We start from the raw sequence: 15,361 nt of genomic DNA, 5'->3' as shown, positions 1-15,361 counted from the left end.
GGCCCGCGCCGCTCAGCAGGGGTCCCGCCACACCCCCAGCCCGAGCTTCTTCCGCATGGACGACAGCTTCAGCTCGCGCGACTCCGCGCAGAACGACTCGGTGGGCTCCCGGTACTCGACGTGGAACACCGCCTTGCCCGCCTCGATGAACGGCGTCAGCTCCTCGCACTCGCCGAACTCCGCACACTCCTCGTTGACCGCGAACTCGAAGTCGTCGACGAGCTCGGGGATCTGGGGCAGATCGTTCTTGAGGCCGACGGCCAGGCCCCGTTCATGGGCGATGTCCGCGATCATCCGGTTGTACGTCAGCTGGTCCTCCGCGGTGAGCGGGAAACCGGTGTCGTCGGCGTATCCCTCCATCAGGTCGGGCTCCACCGCGTCGAAGCCTTTCTCCCGGCACATGTCGAAACGGCGCTCCATGATCGGCCGCAGCACCGACACCTGGCGGATGTCGAGCCAGCGCTCGCCCTCCCAGCCGTTGGACTCGCCCCGCACGGACTCCGGGAAGTCGTCCTCGTCGGGCCGCCAGTCCTCGTACGCGCCCACGTTGATGTAGCAGATCACCTTGCGGCCGTCGGCGTGGAGATCCGCCACGTCGGCGGCCGAGTTCTCGAAGCCGTCGATGTCGTAGACGGGGACGTCCACGGACGGGTCGACCTTCCCGTCGAGCTGCCACTGCCAGTCGACTCCCGGCCGTGGCCGCCAGAGGTCGCCGGCTCCCTCCGACGAGCCGGACCCCGCCGATCCCTTCGTGGAGGCGGAGGCGGAGGCGGAGACCGTGGCGGACGGAGACTGCCGCGCCTTCCCCTCGTCGTCGGCGCCGTCCCCGGCGCACCCGGCCACGGCCGCCGCCGTCACGGCCGCCACCAGCGCCGCGCCCACCCGTGACGTCCGCCGCCCCGGCCGCCCCGGGCCCCTCGTCGTCCTGCCGCCCATCAGTCCTTCGTCTCCGCCAACGCGGGCGTCAGCGCCGCCCACGGATTGGGTAGTTCACCGGTCACCGGCCCGCAGACCGCGGCACCACGTGCCGTGGCGGTGCGCACGGCCAGTGGGACCAGCGCCTCGGGTACACCGTAGATCAAATGGCAGAAACGTTCCGGCGTGTGCCGTTCGGTCCATTCCGGCCGGTGGTACGCCGCCACGTACGTGGACCAGTGCCCCTCGAAGGTGACGACGAGATCGGCCAGGCGCGTGTACCCGGGCGCCGGATGGACGCCCGGGTTCAGTACGACGGGTGCGGCACCGAGGCGCCGCACCCGTCTGACGAGTCTTCGGCAGCCGGCCAGCCGGTCCGCGCCGGCCGGCGTACGGTCGAGGAAGCAGCCGTCGGTCCCGTACCAGTCCCGATGCCGTACGACGTCCGCCGCGACCTCGCCGGCGGGCCGCTCCCCGTAGCCGGTGTCCACATAGCCGAGCAGCCGGGCACCGGCCGCGCGCAGGGCGCGGGCGGCGGCCACGAAGGCGGCGTCCGGCTCCCGGCCGGGGCCGCTCGCCGGGTTGACCACCACCGCGTACGTACGGTCCACGGCCGCCAGCAGGCGCTGCCAGGCGTCGGGGTCCTCGGCGGGATGGACGTAGAGCGGCACGAGGAGGCTCACCGCACCCGGCCGCCGTCCGCCGGGGCCGTCACCGTCTCCGCGTGTGCGGCCGGTGCCCGCGTCGCCGACCACAGCGCGGCCAGCGACGCCACCAGCGTGTACGACGGCCGCCACAGCAGGGCCTCCCGCGCGGCCGTGATGTCCGAGCACTGCCAGGACACGTCGCCGGAGCGCGCGGAGCCGCCGCCGTCCTCCTCGATGCGGCCCTGGTACCCGGCGAGCCGGGCCAGCGTGCGCACCAGGTCGCGGACCCGGACGGCCCGCCCGCCGCCGATGTTCAGCACGCGCGGCAGCGGCCCGGACGCGGTCGCCGCGAGGACCGCCGCCCGCGCCACGTCGCGGGCGTCCACGAAGTCGCGGTAGGCGGACAGGTCGCCGAGCCGGAGCACCGCCTCCCGGTCCCCGCCCGCCTCGCGCAGCAGCCCCGCGACCCGGCCGGGCAGCCCGCTCGGCGGCGCGCCCGGCCCGACGGGGTTGCCCACCCGCAGCACCACCGCGTCCAGCCCGGACGTGGTCACGGTGACGGTGCCGGCGAGCTTGGTCGCGCCGTACGGGGACAGGGGACGGGTCGGCGCCGACTCCGTCACCCTGATCCCCTTGCCGCCCAGGCCGTACTCGGCAGCCGAGCCGAAGTGGACCAGCCGGGCCTTGGGCGCGGCCTGCCGCAGTGCCTCGCACAGCACCGCGGTGCCCCGGGTGTTGACCTCGGCGAGTCTCACGGGGTCGCCGCCGACGGCGCCGGCGCAGTTGATCACCGCGTCCGGCGCCGCCGACGCCAGGGTCTCGGCCAGCCGGTCGGGGCCGGCGGTGGCCAGGTCGACGCCGTACACCGCGTCCGGTGACCGGCCGGCGCGGAGGACGCCGATCTCCGGCAGCAGACGCAGATGCTCGACGACATGACCGCCGAGGTATCCGGTGTAGCCCAGGACGAGTACGCGCATGACGGTGGTCAGGCTCCCTTGAGCAGCAGCGACTTGCGGCTGGTGAACTCGGCGTTCGCCCGGTCGTAGTCGTCCGGGCGACCGATGTCCAGCCAGTATCCGTCGAACTCGTAGGCGTGCGGCGGGGTTTCCGCCCGAAGCAGGTCGAGGACCAGTTCGTCGAAGCCGAGCGGCAGCCCGGCCGTGTAGTGGTCGAGCGTGGCGCGGCTGAGCCCGTACACGCCCATGGACACGCGATAGTCCAGGTCGGGCTTCTCGGTGAAGCCGACGACCTTGCTGTCGGCGGTGGTCAGCACCCCGAAGTCGATCTTCACCGTGCGGGCGTACGTGGCGATGGTCAGCGGGGCGCCCGAGGCGCGGTGCTGCCGCAGCACGTCGGCGTAGTCGAGGTCGGTGAGGATGTCGCCGTTCATCACGAGGAACGACTCCGGCAGCCGGTCGCGCATCGTGAGCAGCGGGCCCATGGTGCCCAGCGGGCTGTCCTCGGTGACGTAGTCGACGTGCAGGCCCCACTGGGAGCCGTCGCCCACATAGGCTCGGATGATCTGTCCCAGGTGCCCGATCGCGAGGGTGCACCTGGTGAAGCCGGCCGTCGCGAGCTGGCGCAGCACGATCTCCAGGATGGCGTGCTGGTCGCCGATGGGCACCAGCGGCTTGGGCAGCGCGGTCGTGTAGGGCCGCAGCCGGACGCCCTTGCCCCCCGCCAGGATCACTGCGTGCATGGGCTCTCCTTCATGGACGTGTGGAGGTGAGGTGAGGTGACGTGAGTGATGTGAAGCGGAATGAGTGTCAGATGTTGTAGATGTCGGTCTTGTAGCGGGCGAGGTTGGCCGGGTCGCGGAAGAACTCCACGGTCTGCGCGAGGCCCTCCTCCAGGCTGTGCGCGGGCTCCCAGCCGGTGACCGTACGGAGCCGGCCGGCGTCCGCGACGAGCCGCATCACCTCGGAGTTCGCGGGCCGCACCCGCTGGGCGTCCTCGCGGACGTCGACCTCCGTGTCCATCACCTTGCCGATCAGCGCCACCAGGTCACCGACCGAGATCTCGCCGCCGGTGCCCGCGTTGAACGTGCGGCCCACCACCTTCCCGGCGTCGGCCGTGCCCACCGCGAGGAACGCCTGCGCGGTGTCCTTGACGAAGGTGAAGTCGCGGGTGGGGCGCAGGTCCCCGAGGGTGATGGTGCGCTCGCCGGCCGCGAGCTGCCCGATGACGGTCGGGATCACCGCCCGCATGGACTGCCGGGGACCGAAGGTGTTGAACGGCCGCAGCGTCACCACCGGGGTGCCGAAGCTGGCGTAGTAGCTGTCGGCCAGCCGGTCGCCGCCCGCCTTCGACGCGGCGTACGGCGACTGGGTGTTGATGGGGTGGTCCTCGGTGATCGGCACGGTCTGCGCGGTGCCGTACGTCTCGCTCGTCGAGGTGTGCACGAGCCGGGGCGTGCCCAGCGCGCGGACCGCCTCCAGCACGTTGAGCGTGCCGGTGACGTTGGTGTCCACGTAACTGTGCGGCGCCCGGTACGAGTACGGGATCGCGATGAGGGCCGCCAGGTGGTAGACGCAGTCGGCGCCCTCGGCGAGGCCCCGGACGGAGCCCGGGTCGCGGACGTCGCCGAGCACGATCTCGACCTCGTCGAGCACGTCCTTCGGCAGGGTCTCCAGCCAGCCGTAGGAGGAGAAGGAGTTGTACTGCGCCATCGCCCTCACCCGGTACCCGGACGCGACCAGCGCCTCGGTGAGGTGGGAGCCGATGAAGCCCTCGGCTCCGGTGACGGCGGCGAGCGGTGCGGAACTCAACTGAGGCTTTCCTTCCGGTCGATGGCGCACCGCCGGACGGCGGCACGCGACGAGGTGATGGGTGAGGTGGCGAGCGGGATGTGACGGCGGGGTCAGGCGTGCGCCGAGGGCCGGCCCAGGGCGAACAGGACCCAGCCGGTGAGGACCACCGCGGCCGCCGCGCAGCACAGCGACAGCAGGGCGGGGTCCGGCGAGGGACGGAAGAGGGCGACCGCGCCCGCCGCGCACGCGGCCGCGAGGCACACCGCGGCGGGCGGCCAGGCGGTGCCGAACGCCTGGAGAAGCAGCGCGGTCCACAGCGTGGCCGCGAGCAGCAGCAGCGGCAGCGGCTCGGCACCGGTCAGCAGCGCGGCGGGCAGCAGAGGCGCCAGATAGCAGAGCAGACAGAGCGCGAGGATACCGGCGGAACGGAGCCGGAAGCCGCGCAGCGTCGAGGTGGCGCGCAGGGCGGCCACCGACAGCCCGCGGTAGCGGTACAGCAGCCACTCGGCCGGCCCCATGCTCACCGTCAGCACGATCACGGCGTACGGCTCCCAGCGGCCCTGCACCAGCACCAGCACGCCCGCCGCCAGGCCGAACAGCCCGTACGGCAGGGAGAGCAGCGGCCCCGGCCGGACGGCGTGCGGGGCGGGCTCGGCGGTGAGCGTGCCGCGCAGCACCCAGCCGGCCGCGGCGACCACGCCCAGCAGCGACAGCAGCGGCAGCCCCACCCGCAGGCCGGGCCCCGGTTCCCACCACGGCAGCACCACCGCGCCCGCGGCGAGCGGGCCGAGCGCGGCCAGCAGCAGCCGCTCCCGGGCGAGGACCAGCAGTACTCCGGCGCACGCCAGGTACACGGACTGTCCGGCCGCGAACAGCGCCGCCGGACCGGGTCCGGCGACCGCGACACCGGCCCCCGTCGCGAGGACGGCGCCCAGCGGCGCGCCCGCCAGCAGTGTGCGGCCCGCCTCCCGGCGTCCCGCGGCCATCCGCAGGAAGGCCCGGTGGCCCAGCGCCTGACCCCACGCCCACGACACCAGCCCGGCCACGACCAGGGCGGTCACCCCGTCCCCGGCCTGCCACAGCCGTGCGGTGAGCACATGGGCGAGCCCGGGCAGCGCGAACAGCACCCCGCGCAGCAGGCAGCGCACATGGTCCGGCCGCCAGGGGTCGGGCGGCGCCGCGGGCTCGGGGAAGCTCCGGGGCACCCGGTCGTACACGGCGGCGGCGAGCGAGAACAGGTCCTTGTGGCCGTACTGGTCGCGGATCGCCTCCCCGGTCAGGCCCTCCGACTCCAGCAGCGCGGCGATCTCGTACGGGTGCACGGCCGGACCCGCCTTGTCCGCCAGGTCGGCGGCGAGCCGGTCCACCGCCTCGCGCTGCTCACGGCCGGGCAGCAGCCGCAGCGCGAGGGTGTGCTCGTGCACCGTGCGCAGGGCGAGGGTGTGATCGTCCCCCTGACGGCCTGCGCCCCTGCCCGCGCCATGGCCCGAGCCCTTGCCCGCGCGGCGGGTGAGCGCGCGTTCGTCCACCGTCCGCAGGGCGAGGGTGCGTTCCTCCGCCAGCCGCAGGGACAGTGTGTCGTTCCCGGTGCCGTCGGGCTCCAGGGCCAGCGGCCCGCTCATCCGGCCACGCTCCCCAGTTCCTCCGCGCCGGCCTCCGGCCACGTACTGTCGTCCGGCGTCCGGCCCCCGGCCGCCAGCTCCAGATAGACGGAGCGGAAGGAGTCGACGGTCTGCCGCAGCGTGAACTGCTCGATCACCCGCAGCCGGGCCGCCTCGCCCATCCGCCGCCGGCGCTCCGCGTCGTCCAGCAGCTCCAGGGCCGCGGCGGCCATGGCGGCCGGGTCGCGCGGCGGTACGACGAGTCCGGTGTCGCCGACGGCCTCCCGGACCCCGCCCACATCGGTGGAGACGGTGGCCCGCCCGCAGGACATGGCCTCGATCAGGGTGAAGGGGAAGCCCTCGCTGATGCTGGAGAGCATCACGACGTTCCCGGCGGCGTACGCGTCCTTGATGTCGTCGACCCGGCCCTCGAACGTGACCGCGTCGCCGTGGCCCAGCCCGTCGGCCAGCGCCTCGCAGCGCTCCCGGTACGCCTCGCCGCCGCGCGGAGTGCCGCCGAACAGCCGCAGCCGCGCCTCGGGCACCTTCTCCCGGACGACGGCGAAGGCGCGGATCAGCGTCTCCAGGTCCTTGATCGGGTCGACGCGGCCGGCCCAGCTCAGGGTGGGCACCTCGGGCTCGGGCCCGGCCGGGGGGAACGCCGCGGGATCGACGCCGTTGTAGACGGTACGGATCAGCCGGGGGTCGGCCCCGCCCTCCTCCTCCCACAGCCGGTTGTACCGGTTGCCCGGGGTGATCAGCGCGGCCCGCCGGTAGGTCTCCTCCGCCAGCAGCCGGAAGAAGCCGAGGACGACCGCCTTGACGGGCCACCGGTACGGGCCGGTGCGATATCCCAGATAGCGTTCCCGCAGGTAGACGCCGTGTTCTGTCAACAGCAGGGGGACGCCGTGCCGTTGCAGGCCGGTCAGGCCCGGCAGCACGGCGACGCCGCCGCTGACCGCGTGCGCCACGCCTTCCGCCGGCGGGTCCGCGGCCAGCGGGCGCAGGGCGTGCTCCAGCAGCACGGTGGCGGTGACCGCGTCGTGCAGGGTGGGCCGTGCCTCGCGCACCGCCAGGTCCGGGCGGTTCCACACCGAGGTGAGGACGCCGAGCGCCCGGTCGTCGCGGAGGAACGGGCTCAGTTCCCCGGCCGCGGCCGCGTCCGCCAGCCCGTACAGGGCGGGGCCGAAGCCGTCCTCCGCGGCCGGGTCGAGCAGGGCGGTGAGGAACCGGTCGTACAGGTCCGCGAGCCGGCGCGCGCGGCGTCCCCGGGGCGGCCGGCCGCCGGGGGCCGGTCCCCACATGGGAACCGGGGTGACACGTGTGACGTGCGCGGGGACGTCCCAGACGACCGGCTCGCGGCCGGTGCCGGTGACGGCGATGACGTCGAAGTCGATGTCGGGCATGCCGGTGACGAGCTGGTCGCACCAGACGCTCACACCGCCGTGGCTGTGGGGATACGTTCCTTCGGTGAGGAGGGTGACGCGTGTTGCGCCGGAGCGCGGCGCGCCGCTGAGAACGTGCATGGTTGTGCTCCGCCGTTGTGGTCCGGTGAGGGGTGGTGCGGGTCCCGGCCGCGGTCGGCGGCCGGAACCCTCAAGTGGGTGCGGAGCGTTCAGCTCTGCGGTGCGTACGGCACCTGCTCGGTCACCCCGGCGGGCACCTCGGTGTCCGGCGCGCTGGCCGACGGCTCGCTCACGTCGCCGGAGTCCGGGTCCGCCGTCGGCTGCGCGGCCGGGGCCGACGACAGGGTGAGGGCGAGCGGCTCCGTGTCCGCGGGCGTCCAGGCGGACACCAGCCCGGCGTACGCGTCACCGTAGGCGGCGCCGCCCGCGGTGGTACCCGTGGGCATCGTGGCCGGCACGGCCAGCCCGTCCGGCGCCTCGACGGTGACCGCGGTGCCGATGCGGTACGCGGTCACCTCACCGGCGTCGACGGCGGCCCGCCACGCGGCGCGCCGCTCCAGTTCGGCGCCGATGTCCTTCTGCCGCAGGTTGACCACGGGCGTGTCGTCGGCGAAGAGGGCGGCGTAACCCTCCAGCACACCGTCGAGCACCGGGTAAGCGATGCGGTCCTCGGCCAGGTTCGACTGGTGGATGAAGTGCGGCTTGGGGTCGTTGGCGAGGACGTGGCCGAACGCGATGCGGGTCTCCAGCGGGACGATGTGGTCGGCGTATCCCGTGGCGGTGTCCAGCGGCTCCGTCAGGCAGGTGGAGGTCGCGGGGTTGTCCTCGCAGATGCCGCTGCCGCCCTGGGCGCGGCTGGTGTAGATCCAGTTGTACTCGTCGACCTGCTCGGCGGCGCGCCCGGCGTTGTAGAAGACGTTCATCGGGTAGCGGGACACGGTCAGCGCGGGACCGACCTGACGCTGGCCCGGGTCACGGGAGTTGTCCGAGGCGAGCCAGGTGATGCCGTTGTCGGCGAGGGCCGGGCCGAGGTGGGGGTTGTCCTCGGGCTGCTGAGGGGTGACCTTGAGGCCGGAGTGCTCGCCGGTCACCAGCTCCTCGTTCTCCAGGGGCAGCCCGTTGGTCTCGCCCCACACCCGGTTGAGGGCGATCTCGTCGGAGATCTCCGTGCGGCTCACCCAGTCGACGGCGCCGTCGGCGGTGGTGGCGCAGCGCCACGGCACCACGCTGGTGTCCTGTTTGCAGCCCAGGAAGGGGTGCGAGTAGGTGTGGTTGATCCAGCGGAACTCGTCGCGGGCGGCGAGGAACCGGTCGGCGAGCGCGTCGGTGCCGCCGTTCTCCTCGCGGTGGTCGACGCTGCCGGCGGCGTTGTACGCCAGGTCGAGCGTGAAGCCGTGCTCGTCCTGCCAGGCGGTGGCGTGGTCGACGTCCGCCGCGGTCATCCGGATCGGGTCGGCCTCGATGGTCGGGTCCGTGCAGTCGACGTCACCGGGTGTGCAGTTGTGCTCGCTGTTCCAGCGGTCGTCCGCGGCGAGGACGTCGTCCACGTGCACGGCGAAGTAGTTGCGGGAGGCACCGAGGTGGACGCCTTCGGTCATCCACTCGACGATGCCCCGGGCCAGCAGCCGGAACTGCTGCTGGTACTGGTTGTAGACGAAGGTGACGACGAGCTCGCGCCGCCCGTCGTGCCGGTACTCGCCGACGAGCGACCCGCGGGTGGTCCGCCCGGGGATCCGCGCCTCGACGTACGGGGTGAAGTCGGCCCCGGCTGCGGGCGTGGACAGGTAGGCGTAACTCTCGCCGACGGTGGGGGAGTTGTCCTCGAACGGCACGGCACCGTCGAGATACCCGAACGGCCCCGACCGCCCGGCCGCCGTGACCTCGGCCTCCGCACCGTCGAGGCTGCCCGCGTAACCGGCCTGCACGGCGTACCCGAGGCCCACCTCGGGACGGGCGTACGTGTAGGCGTCCACCTGCGGGATCGCGTACGTCCGCTCGTACTCGACGAGGGCGGCCATCTCGGCGGACCCGGTGGGGAACGGGTTGTCGTCGGGCAGGACGACGGCCTGGAACTTCGCGCGCGGCCGGCCGTCCACCGTGTCCGCGAGGAAGTCCTCGTCGATCACCGGCCGGCCGGACTGCCCGAGATCGATCTCGGTGTAGGGCGTGCCGGCCGTCCTCAGCTCGGCGGCGATGGCGTCGGTGGCCGGTCCGCCGTCGCTCACCACGAGCACCCGGAGGTCGATCCGGGGTGTCGTGTCGTCGGCCTGGGCCGCCCCCACGGACAGGCCGAGCGTGCTGATCATTGCGCCCACGGTGCACAAGGCCGTGCGCATGCTCCGCTTCATGCGGTGGTGTCCCCTCCCCAAGGACGGGGTGAGCACAGCCCTGCGGACCGAGACGCACCCCCGTGCGGACGCCGTAGCCCCCCTCAGGCATCCGGTCGGTCCGCATCCGTCCCGCTCACATACTGATGTCCGTGGGGAACTTTTGTGCGCCTGCTGCGAAACGTGACGGAAAAGTGCAGGTGTCCATATGGAGAGAAGAGGGGTGCGCAACGATTGCGGGAGCGGCCTGTCGGTTCCGCGCGGAAGCCGCCGGAAACGGAACTCGCGCAGGCCCGGCCCTTGGTGGAGGGTGCGGCCCATGGGGCGTCGGTGAGGGGCGGGGTGTCACCGGTACAGACCGCTTCGGGCTCGCGGCACATGATCGGTTTCTGGTCACGGGCGGCCGGTGAGGTGACGGGCGAAGGGGCGGCCGCCCCGCACGGGATGTGCCGGTGCGGGGCGGCCTCCGGGTGGTGCCGGGTGCCGTGCGCGGGGAGCGGGCTCACGAGGAGGAGGCGGAGCCGCCTGCACGCGCGCGGCACCCGGCACCCGACGCACGGGATCCGGAGCTCACGGGAAGGGAGTCGTGGTCCGGAGTCCCGTGCGTGGCATGGGTCGTCACGGCGTCACGGCGTCACGGTGCCCGGCTCACGGAGGGCCGGCGCGAGCGAACCAGACGTCGTACGTGTGGTTGTTGGTCAGCGTCATCGACACGTTGACCGTGCCACCGGGCTGGATGTGGCCGTGTCGGTGCTGAAGGTCAGGTCGGCGGGGCCGGCCGCGCTCGCAATGGGGCCGTGCCGAACAGGGCGAGGGGGAGGGCGAGGAGGGAGGCGAGGCCGAAGCGGCGCATGTGTCTGTGTCGCATGGCCCGGGAGGCTATGAGAACCACGGGCGGACCGTCTGCCCCGTACGACCCGGTGGCAACGCGGTCGGCTGGAAGTGTGCACTGCGTGAGGGACATGTGACGGACTGTTCTCGTGGAGCCATGAGAGGCGTCGGTGCACCGTAGCGACGGGTGGAGCTCCAGGAGTTCGCGAGTCCGGTGAGGCCGGGGCGGTTCGATGGCGGTTGCCGATCATTGGCGCATACCGGATGTCACGGTACGCAAGGGGAAGTTGGGCATCTGGATTCCGGCGGCGTCCCGCCGGCCGCGGCTCGCTATGCTGCCGCCGAACCGTTCAAACGAACATTCCGTGCGGGGCACGGTGAGGGGGAAGGGGCCGGCAGGCATGCGGGAACCTGCCGAAGTACGACGCCGGCGGATCCTGGCGGTCGTCCAGTCCCGTGGCTCGGCCCGGGTGAGCGACCTCGCGGCCGAGCTGGAGGTCTCGGTCGTCACCGTCCGCCGGGACGTCGAGGAGCTCGCGCGCCGGGGTGCGCTGCGGCGCGGCCACGGTGTGGTCCGCCCGGTCGTGCCGGTGGCGCGGCCGGCCCGGTCCGCCGCCCCGTACGACCGCGGCGACGCCGTCGCCGTCGTGGTCCCCGAACGTCACGCCTACCTCAACGAGACGCTGCACGGCGCGCGCGGCGTGCTGGAGGAGGCCGGGATCCGGATCGCGCTGCACATCGCGCCCCAGGCCGACGGCGCCGAACGGCCCATCGTGGAGAGCGCGCTGGCCGGCGGCGCGCGCGGGCTGCTCATAGCGCCCCGGTGGCGCGGCGCGGACGAGGAGGACGCGGACGCGCGCTGGCTGGCCGAGACCGGCGTGCCCACGGTGCTCATGGAGCGCCGGCCGGACCGGGGCGGCCCGCTGCACGCCGTGGACTCGGTCTGCTCCGACCACTGGTACGGGGTGCACCTCGCGGTGGAGCACCTCGTGGCGCTGGGACACCGGCGCATCGTCCTGGCCGCCCGCGACGACAGCCCCACCGCCCGTGCGGTGCGGGCCGCCTTCGCCGGGATCGCCGCGGCCCGGCCGGAGATCGAGGACTGGTGCGTGGTGCTCAGCGCCCCGGCCTCCCGGTCCGGCCGCGGCGCGGCGGCCCCCGCCCCGCTCGACCTCGCCGCGCTGCTGCGCCGGCGCCGCGCCACCGGCGCCCTCCTGCACGGGGACGTGGACGCGCTGATGCTGGTGCAGCAGCTCGCCGACGCGGGGGTGCGGGTGCCGCAGGACTGCTCGGTGGTGGCGTACGACGACGTGGTGGCCGCCCTGGGCAGCGTGCCGCTGACGGCCGTGGCGCCGCCGAAGGCCGAGGTGGGCCGTGCGGCGGCCGAACTGCTGCTGCGCCGCCTGGCGTTCGAGCACGGCACGGCCACCGTGCCGGAGGCGGTACGGCGCGTCGAACTGCTCCCGCGGCTGGAGGTGCGCGGCTCGGCGCAGACCCCGCCCGGCGACGCGCGCTGATCGTTTGACCGTTCGGGCTTGTTGCGATCGAACGATTGACCCGCCTCGGCGGACCGATCAACCATTCCCGTGTCCCGAACAGGAGCCGCGGGAGGTACCCATGCCCGGCCTGCCAGGCCGCCGCTCCGTGCTGGGCGCGATCGCAGTGCTTCCCCTGACCGGCGCCCTCGGTGCCTGCAGCGGGAGCGAGGGGAGCCGGCGGTCGCGCGGCACGGGGAGAGCCACACGCATCACCTTCTGGTCCGCCCTGCGCGGCAGCCAGGAGGTCGTCGACGCGTTCAACCGCACCCACGACCGCATCCAGGTCGACTTCCAGCAGATCCCCGCCGGCGGCCAGGGCGGCTACGCCAAGCTCAGCAACGCCGCCCGCGCCAGCAACGCCCCGGACGTCGCCACCATCGAATACCCGCAGGTCCCCGGCTTCGCCATCGACGGCGTCGCCCGCGACCTCACCGATCTCATCGACAGCACGGCCGGCGGACTGCGCGAGAAACTGCTGCCGCAGGCCCTCTCCCTCACCACCTTCGAGAACCGCGTCTTCAGCGTCCCCCTCGACGTCGAGCCGATGGTCATGCACTACCGCCAGGACCTCTTCGCCGAGTACGGCCTCGAAGTCCCCCGTACCTGGGCCGAGTACGAGGAGACCGCCCGCGTGGTGCGCCGCAGGGCACCGGACCGGCGGCTCGTCATCTTCCCCACCGACGGCGGCACCCAGTTCGCCGCGTACGCCTGGCAGGCGGGCGCCCAGTGGTTCGACACCTCCCGCGGCGCCTGGAACGTCTCCCTCGCCGACGCGCCCACCCGCGAGGTGGCCGCGTACTGGCAGCGCCTCGCCGACCAGGACCTCGTCTTCATGAACCCGTCGGAGGGCCGGCAGCACGACGCCCAGATCGGCCAGGGCCAGGTCCTCACCCGCCTCAGCGGCGCGTGGGACGCGGGCGCCCAGATGAACGCCCGCCCCGGACAGAAGGGGCAGTGGCGGATCGCCCCCCTGCCCCAGTGGGACGACGGGCAGCGCCCCGCCGTCGGCACCCACGGCGGCTCCACCTTCGCCGTCACCAAGGACAGCCGGAACCCCGAGGCCGCCATGGAGTTCATCGCCTGGCAGGTCTCCCACCCCGACGCCCTGCGCGCCCGGCTGTCCAGCGGCACCAGCAGCCAGTACCCCGCCGCGCCCGGCCTCGTCGAGGTCGGCCGCGAGGCCTTCGACCGCTCGTACTACGGCGGCCAGGACATCTACCGCCTCTTCGAGCAGGAGGCCGGGAAGATCCGCGACGGCTGGACCTGGGGACCGCGCATGACCGCCACCCAGGAGGTCATGCAGGACGGCTTCGCCCGAGCGAGCGGCGGCCAGGGTTCGATCATCGACGCCGTGCGCGCAGCCGAGGACGGCACCATGCCCGACCTCAAGGCCCTCGGCCTCACCACCACCAGGAACAGCACCTGATCCCGACCTGCTCGCCCGGCCCTGCAGAGAGGCAGGTGACCCTCCCCATGACCACCACGGCACCCTCCGGTGCCCCGACGAGCGCGCCCGGCACCGGAGCCCGGCCCGCACCCCGCGACCGCGTCCGCAAGGTCGCGCGCCGCCGCGAACTCGGCGCGTGCGCCGTGCTGATGACGCCCTTCTTCCTCCTCCTCACGCTGGTCTTCCTGATCCCCGTCGGCACCGCCGTGTGGCTGAGCTTCTTCCAGGACGACCAGCCCGGCCTCGGCTTCGGCCCCGAGCGGACCGTCTTCGTCGGGCTGCGCAGCTACGCCGCCGTCCTCACCGACCCCACCTTCCTCGGCGGCCTCGGCGTCGTCGCCCTGTACTGCCTGATCTACATCCCGCTCATGGTCGTGGGCGCGCTCGCCCTGGCGCTCCTCCTCGACGCGGGCGTGGTGCGGCTGCGCGCCTGGGCCCAGCTGGGACTGTTCCTGCCGCACGCGGTGCCCGGCATCATCGCCGCCCTGATCTGGCTGTACCTGTACACGCCCGGCCTCAGCCCGGTGATCGACCTGCTCGGCGAGGCGGACATCACCGTGAACTTCCTCGGCGTCCACACCGTCCTGCCGTCGATCGTCAACATCGCCCTGTGGAGCAACCTCGGCTACAACATGGTCGTCTTCTACGCCGCCCTCCAGGCCGTACCGCGCGAGGTGATCGAGGCCGCGGTCGTCGACGGCGCGGGGCCGGTCCGTACCGCACTCCAGGTGAAGACGCCGCTGGTGCGCGCGTCGATCGTCATGGTCGCGATGTTCACCCTCATCTGGGCGCTCCAGCTGTTCACCGAGCCGATGCTGCTCAGCCAGTCCACCCCGATGATCAACTCCCGTTTCTCCCCCAGCATGTACATCTACGACGCGGCCTTCACCCGCAACAACTACGGCCTCGCGGCCGCCGCCTCCGTGGTCCTGCTGCTCTGCACGATCGCCCTGTCGTACGGCGTCACCCGCTGGACCAGCCGCTCCGGAGCCCGTGAGGAGGCGGCCCGATGAGCAGCCGTACCACCGCCGGCCCCACCGCCGCGCGCCCGGGCCTGCTGGGCCGCGCCACCGTCCGGCTCGTCGTCGGCGTCTCCGTCCTCTACACCCTCCTCCCCGTGCTGTGGCTGGTGCTGGCCGCCGCCAAGAACCGCGACGCGCTCTTCGGCAGCGACCTGTTCGCCCTGCGCGACTTCTCCCCCGTCCAGAACGTCCGCGACCTGTTCGCGATGGACGGCGGACTGTACGGCCGCTGGTACGCCAACAGCCTGCTGTACGCGGTCCTCGGCGCCGCGCTCGGCGCGCTGATCAGCGTGGCCTGCGGGTACGCCTTCGACAAGTACCGCTTCCGGCACAAGGAGAAGCTCTTCGGGCTCGTCCTCGCCGCCGTGATGGTGCCGCAGACCGTGCTCGCCCTGCCGCTGTACCTCATCGCCTCAGAGACGGGCGTGGTGAACACCTTCTGGGCGGTGTTCGTCCCCGTGCTGTTCAACCCCTTCGGCGTCTACCTCGGGCGGATCTTCAGCCAGGGCTACGTCCCCGGAGAGGTGCTGGAGGCCGCGCGCATGGACGGCGCGGGGGAGCTGACCACATACGTCCGGGTCGCGCTGCGCATGCTGGCACCCGGCGTCGTCACCGTCTTCCTGTTCCAGCTCACCGCCATCTGGAACAACTTCTTCCTGCCGATGGTGATGCTGTCCGACCAGGACCTGTACCCCGTCAGCCTCGGCCTGTACGCCTGGAACAGCGCCGCCACCACCTCCCCCGAGTACTACCCCGTCGTGATCATGGGCTCGCTGCTCGCCGTCCTGCCGCTGATCCTCGCCTTCGTGCTGCTGCAGCGGTTCTGGCGGTCGGGACTCACGGCGGGGTCCGTCAAGTAACCGGGACCCGTCCAGCA

12 protein-coding genes and 1 pseudogene are annotated in these 15,361 nt (G+C 73.1%); 4 read left to right on the top strand and 9 right to left on the bottom strand.

Going from position 1 to position 15,361, the window contains the following annotated elements:
* Window positions 1-12: 12 nt before the first annotated feature.
* From IE242_RS08635 to IE242_RS08595, 9 genes and pseudogenes are all read right to left on the bottom strand, one after another.
* Window positions 13-936, bottom strand: coding sequence for an endo alpha-1,4 polygalactosaminidase (locus tag IE242_RS08635; RefSeq protein ID WP_189857020.1), 924 nt, complete (start codon window positions 934-936; stop codon window positions 13-15).
* Complete coding sequence (locus IE242_RS08630) at window positions 936-1,598, bottom strand: spherulation-specific family 4 protein (protein ID WP_189857018.1); 663 nt, start codon at window positions 1,596-1,598, stop codon at window positions 936-938. Before IE242_RS08630 ends, IE242_RS08635 begins: the two co-directional genes overlap by 1 nt.
* Entirely contained in the window at window positions 1,595-2,539 is a 945-nt protein-coding gene (locus tag IE242_RS08625) for an NAD-dependent epimerase/dehydratase family protein (RefSeq protein ID WP_189857016.1), read from the bottom strand. Before IE242_RS08625 ends, IE242_RS08630 begins: the two co-directional genes overlap by 4 nt.
* 8 nt (window positions 2,540-2,547) lie before the next feature.
* On the bottom strand, window positions 2,548-3,261 hold the full coding sequence (locus IE242_RS08620) for a nucleotidyltransferase family protein (RefSeq protein WP_189857014.1): 714 nt from the start codon (window positions 3,259-3,261) through the stop codon (window positions 2,548-2,550).
* 67 nt (window positions 3,262-3,328) lie between these two features.
* The gene (locus tag IE242_RS08615) at window positions 3,329-4,330 is read right to left on the bottom strand and encodes a GDP-mannose 4,6-dehydratase (RefSeq protein WP_189857012.1); all 1,002 of its coding nucleotides are present in this window, start codon (window positions 4,328-4,330) and stop codon (window positions 3,329-3,331) included.
* A 92-nt stretch (window positions 4,331-4,422) separates the two neighbouring features.
* A complete protein-coding gene (locus IE242_RS08610) occupies window positions 4,423-5,934 on the bottom strand; it encodes a hypothetical protein (RefSeq protein WP_189857010.1) in 1,512 nt (503 codons plus the stop codon).
* A complete protein-coding gene (gene pelF / locus IE242_RS08605; RefSeq protein WP_189857008.1) occupies window positions 5,931-7,439 on the bottom strand; it encodes a GT4 family glycosyltransferase PelF in 1,509 nt (502 codons plus the stop codon). The genes IE242_RS08610 and pelF overlap by 4 nt, the downstream gene beginning before the upstream one ends.
* Before the next feature lie 89 nt (window positions 7,440-7,528).
* A complete protein-coding gene (locus tag IE242_RS08600) occupies window positions 7,529-9,667 on the bottom strand; it encodes a hypothetical protein (RefSeq protein WP_189857006.1) in 2,139 nt (712 codons plus the stop codon).
* Between the two features lie 648 nt (window positions 9,668-10,315).
* Window positions 10,316-10,514: pseudogene (locus tag IE242_RS08595) on the bottom strand (hypothetical protein); the annotation flags it as partial.
* Window positions 10,515-10,878: 364 nt separating this feature from the next.
* On the opposite strand from IE242_RS08595, the gene IE242_RS08590 reads away from it, so the two are divergent.
* The 4 genes from IE242_RS08590 (at window position 10,879) to IE242_RS08575 (ending at window position 15,344) form a co-directional block, all read left to right on the top strand.
* Window positions 10,879-11,994: a substrate-binding domain-containing protein gene (locus tag IE242_RS08590; protein WP_189857004.1), complete on the top strand. Its 1,116-nt coding sequence runs from the start codon at window positions 10,879-10,881 to the stop codon at window positions 11,992-11,994.
* Window positions 11,995-12,094: 100 nt separating this feature from the next.
* Window positions 12,095-13,441 (top strand): ABC transporter substrate-binding protein, encoded by a 1,347-nt coding sequence (locus IE242_RS08585; protein WP_189857002.1) that lies wholly within the window; start codon window positions 12,095-12,097, stop codon window positions 13,439-13,441.
* Window positions 13,442-13,488: 47 nt separating this feature from the next.
* Window positions 13,489-14,475 (top strand): carbohydrate ABC transporter permease, encoded by a 987-nt coding sequence (locus IE242_RS08580; RefSeq protein WP_189856999.1) that lies wholly within the window; start codon window positions 13,489-13,491, stop codon window positions 14,473-14,475.
* The gene (locus IE242_RS08575; RefSeq protein WP_189856997.1) at window positions 14,472-15,344 is read left to right on the top strand and encodes a carbohydrate ABC transporter permease; all 873 of its coding nucleotides are present in this window, start codon (window positions 14,472-14,474) and stop codon (window positions 15,342-15,344) included. Before IE242_RS08580 ends, IE242_RS08575 begins: the two co-directional genes overlap by 4 nt.
* Window positions 15,345-15,361 lie beyond the last annotated feature (17 nt).

The organism is Streptomyces poonensis, assembly GCF_014650915.1.
Taxonomy (GTDB): Bacteria; Actinomycetota; Actinomycetes; order Streptomycetales; family Streptomycetaceae; genus Streptomyces; species Streptomyces poonensis.
The sequence above is the reverse complement of the archived record's forward strand: the minus strand, read 5'-3'. Positions and strand labels throughout refer to the sequence as shown.

Excerpts from the sequence above, each read along its gene's own strand:
- IE242_RS08635 (WP_189857020.1), bottom strand. The coding sequence starts at position 936 with ATGGGCGGCAGGACGACGAGGGGCCCGGGGCGGCCGGGGCGGCGGACG.
- IE242_RS08625 (WP_189857016.1), bottom strand. The coding sequence starts at position 2,539 with ATGCGCGTACTCGTCCTGGGCTACACCGGATACCTCGGCGGTCATGTC.
- IE242_RS08620 (WP_189857014.1), bottom strand. The coding sequence starts at position 3,261 with ATGCACGCAGTGATCCTGGCGGGGGGCAAGGGCGTCCGGCTGCGGCCC.
- IE242_RS08610 (WP_189857010.1), bottom strand. The coding sequence starts at position 5,934 with ATGAGCGGGCCGCTGGCCCTGGAGCCCGACGGCACCGGGAACGACACA.
- pelF (WP_189857008.1), bottom strand. The coding sequence starts at position 7,439 with ATGCACGTTCTCAGCGGCGCGCCGCGCTCCGGCGCAACACGCGTCACC.
- IE242_RS08600 (WP_189857006.1), bottom strand. The coding sequence starts at position 9,667 with ATGAAGCGGAGCATGCGCACGGCCTTGTGCACCGTGGGCGCAATGATC.
- IE242_RS08590 (WP_189857004.1), top strand. The coding sequence starts at position 10,879 with ATGCGGGAACCTGCCGAAGTACGACGCCGGCGGATCCTGGCGGTCGTC.
- IE242_RS08585 (WP_189857002.1), top strand. The coding sequence starts at position 12,095 with ATGCCCGGCCTGCCAGGCCGCCGCTCCGTGCTGGGCGCGATCGCAGTG.
- IE242_RS08580 (WP_189856999.1), top strand. The coding sequence starts at position 13,489 with ATGACCACCACGGCACCCTCCGGTGCCCCGACGAGCGCGCCCGGCACC.
- IE242_RS08575 (WP_189856997.1), top strand. The coding sequence starts at position 14,472 with ATGAGCAGCCGTACCACCGCCGGCCCCACCGCCGCGCGCCCGGGCCTG.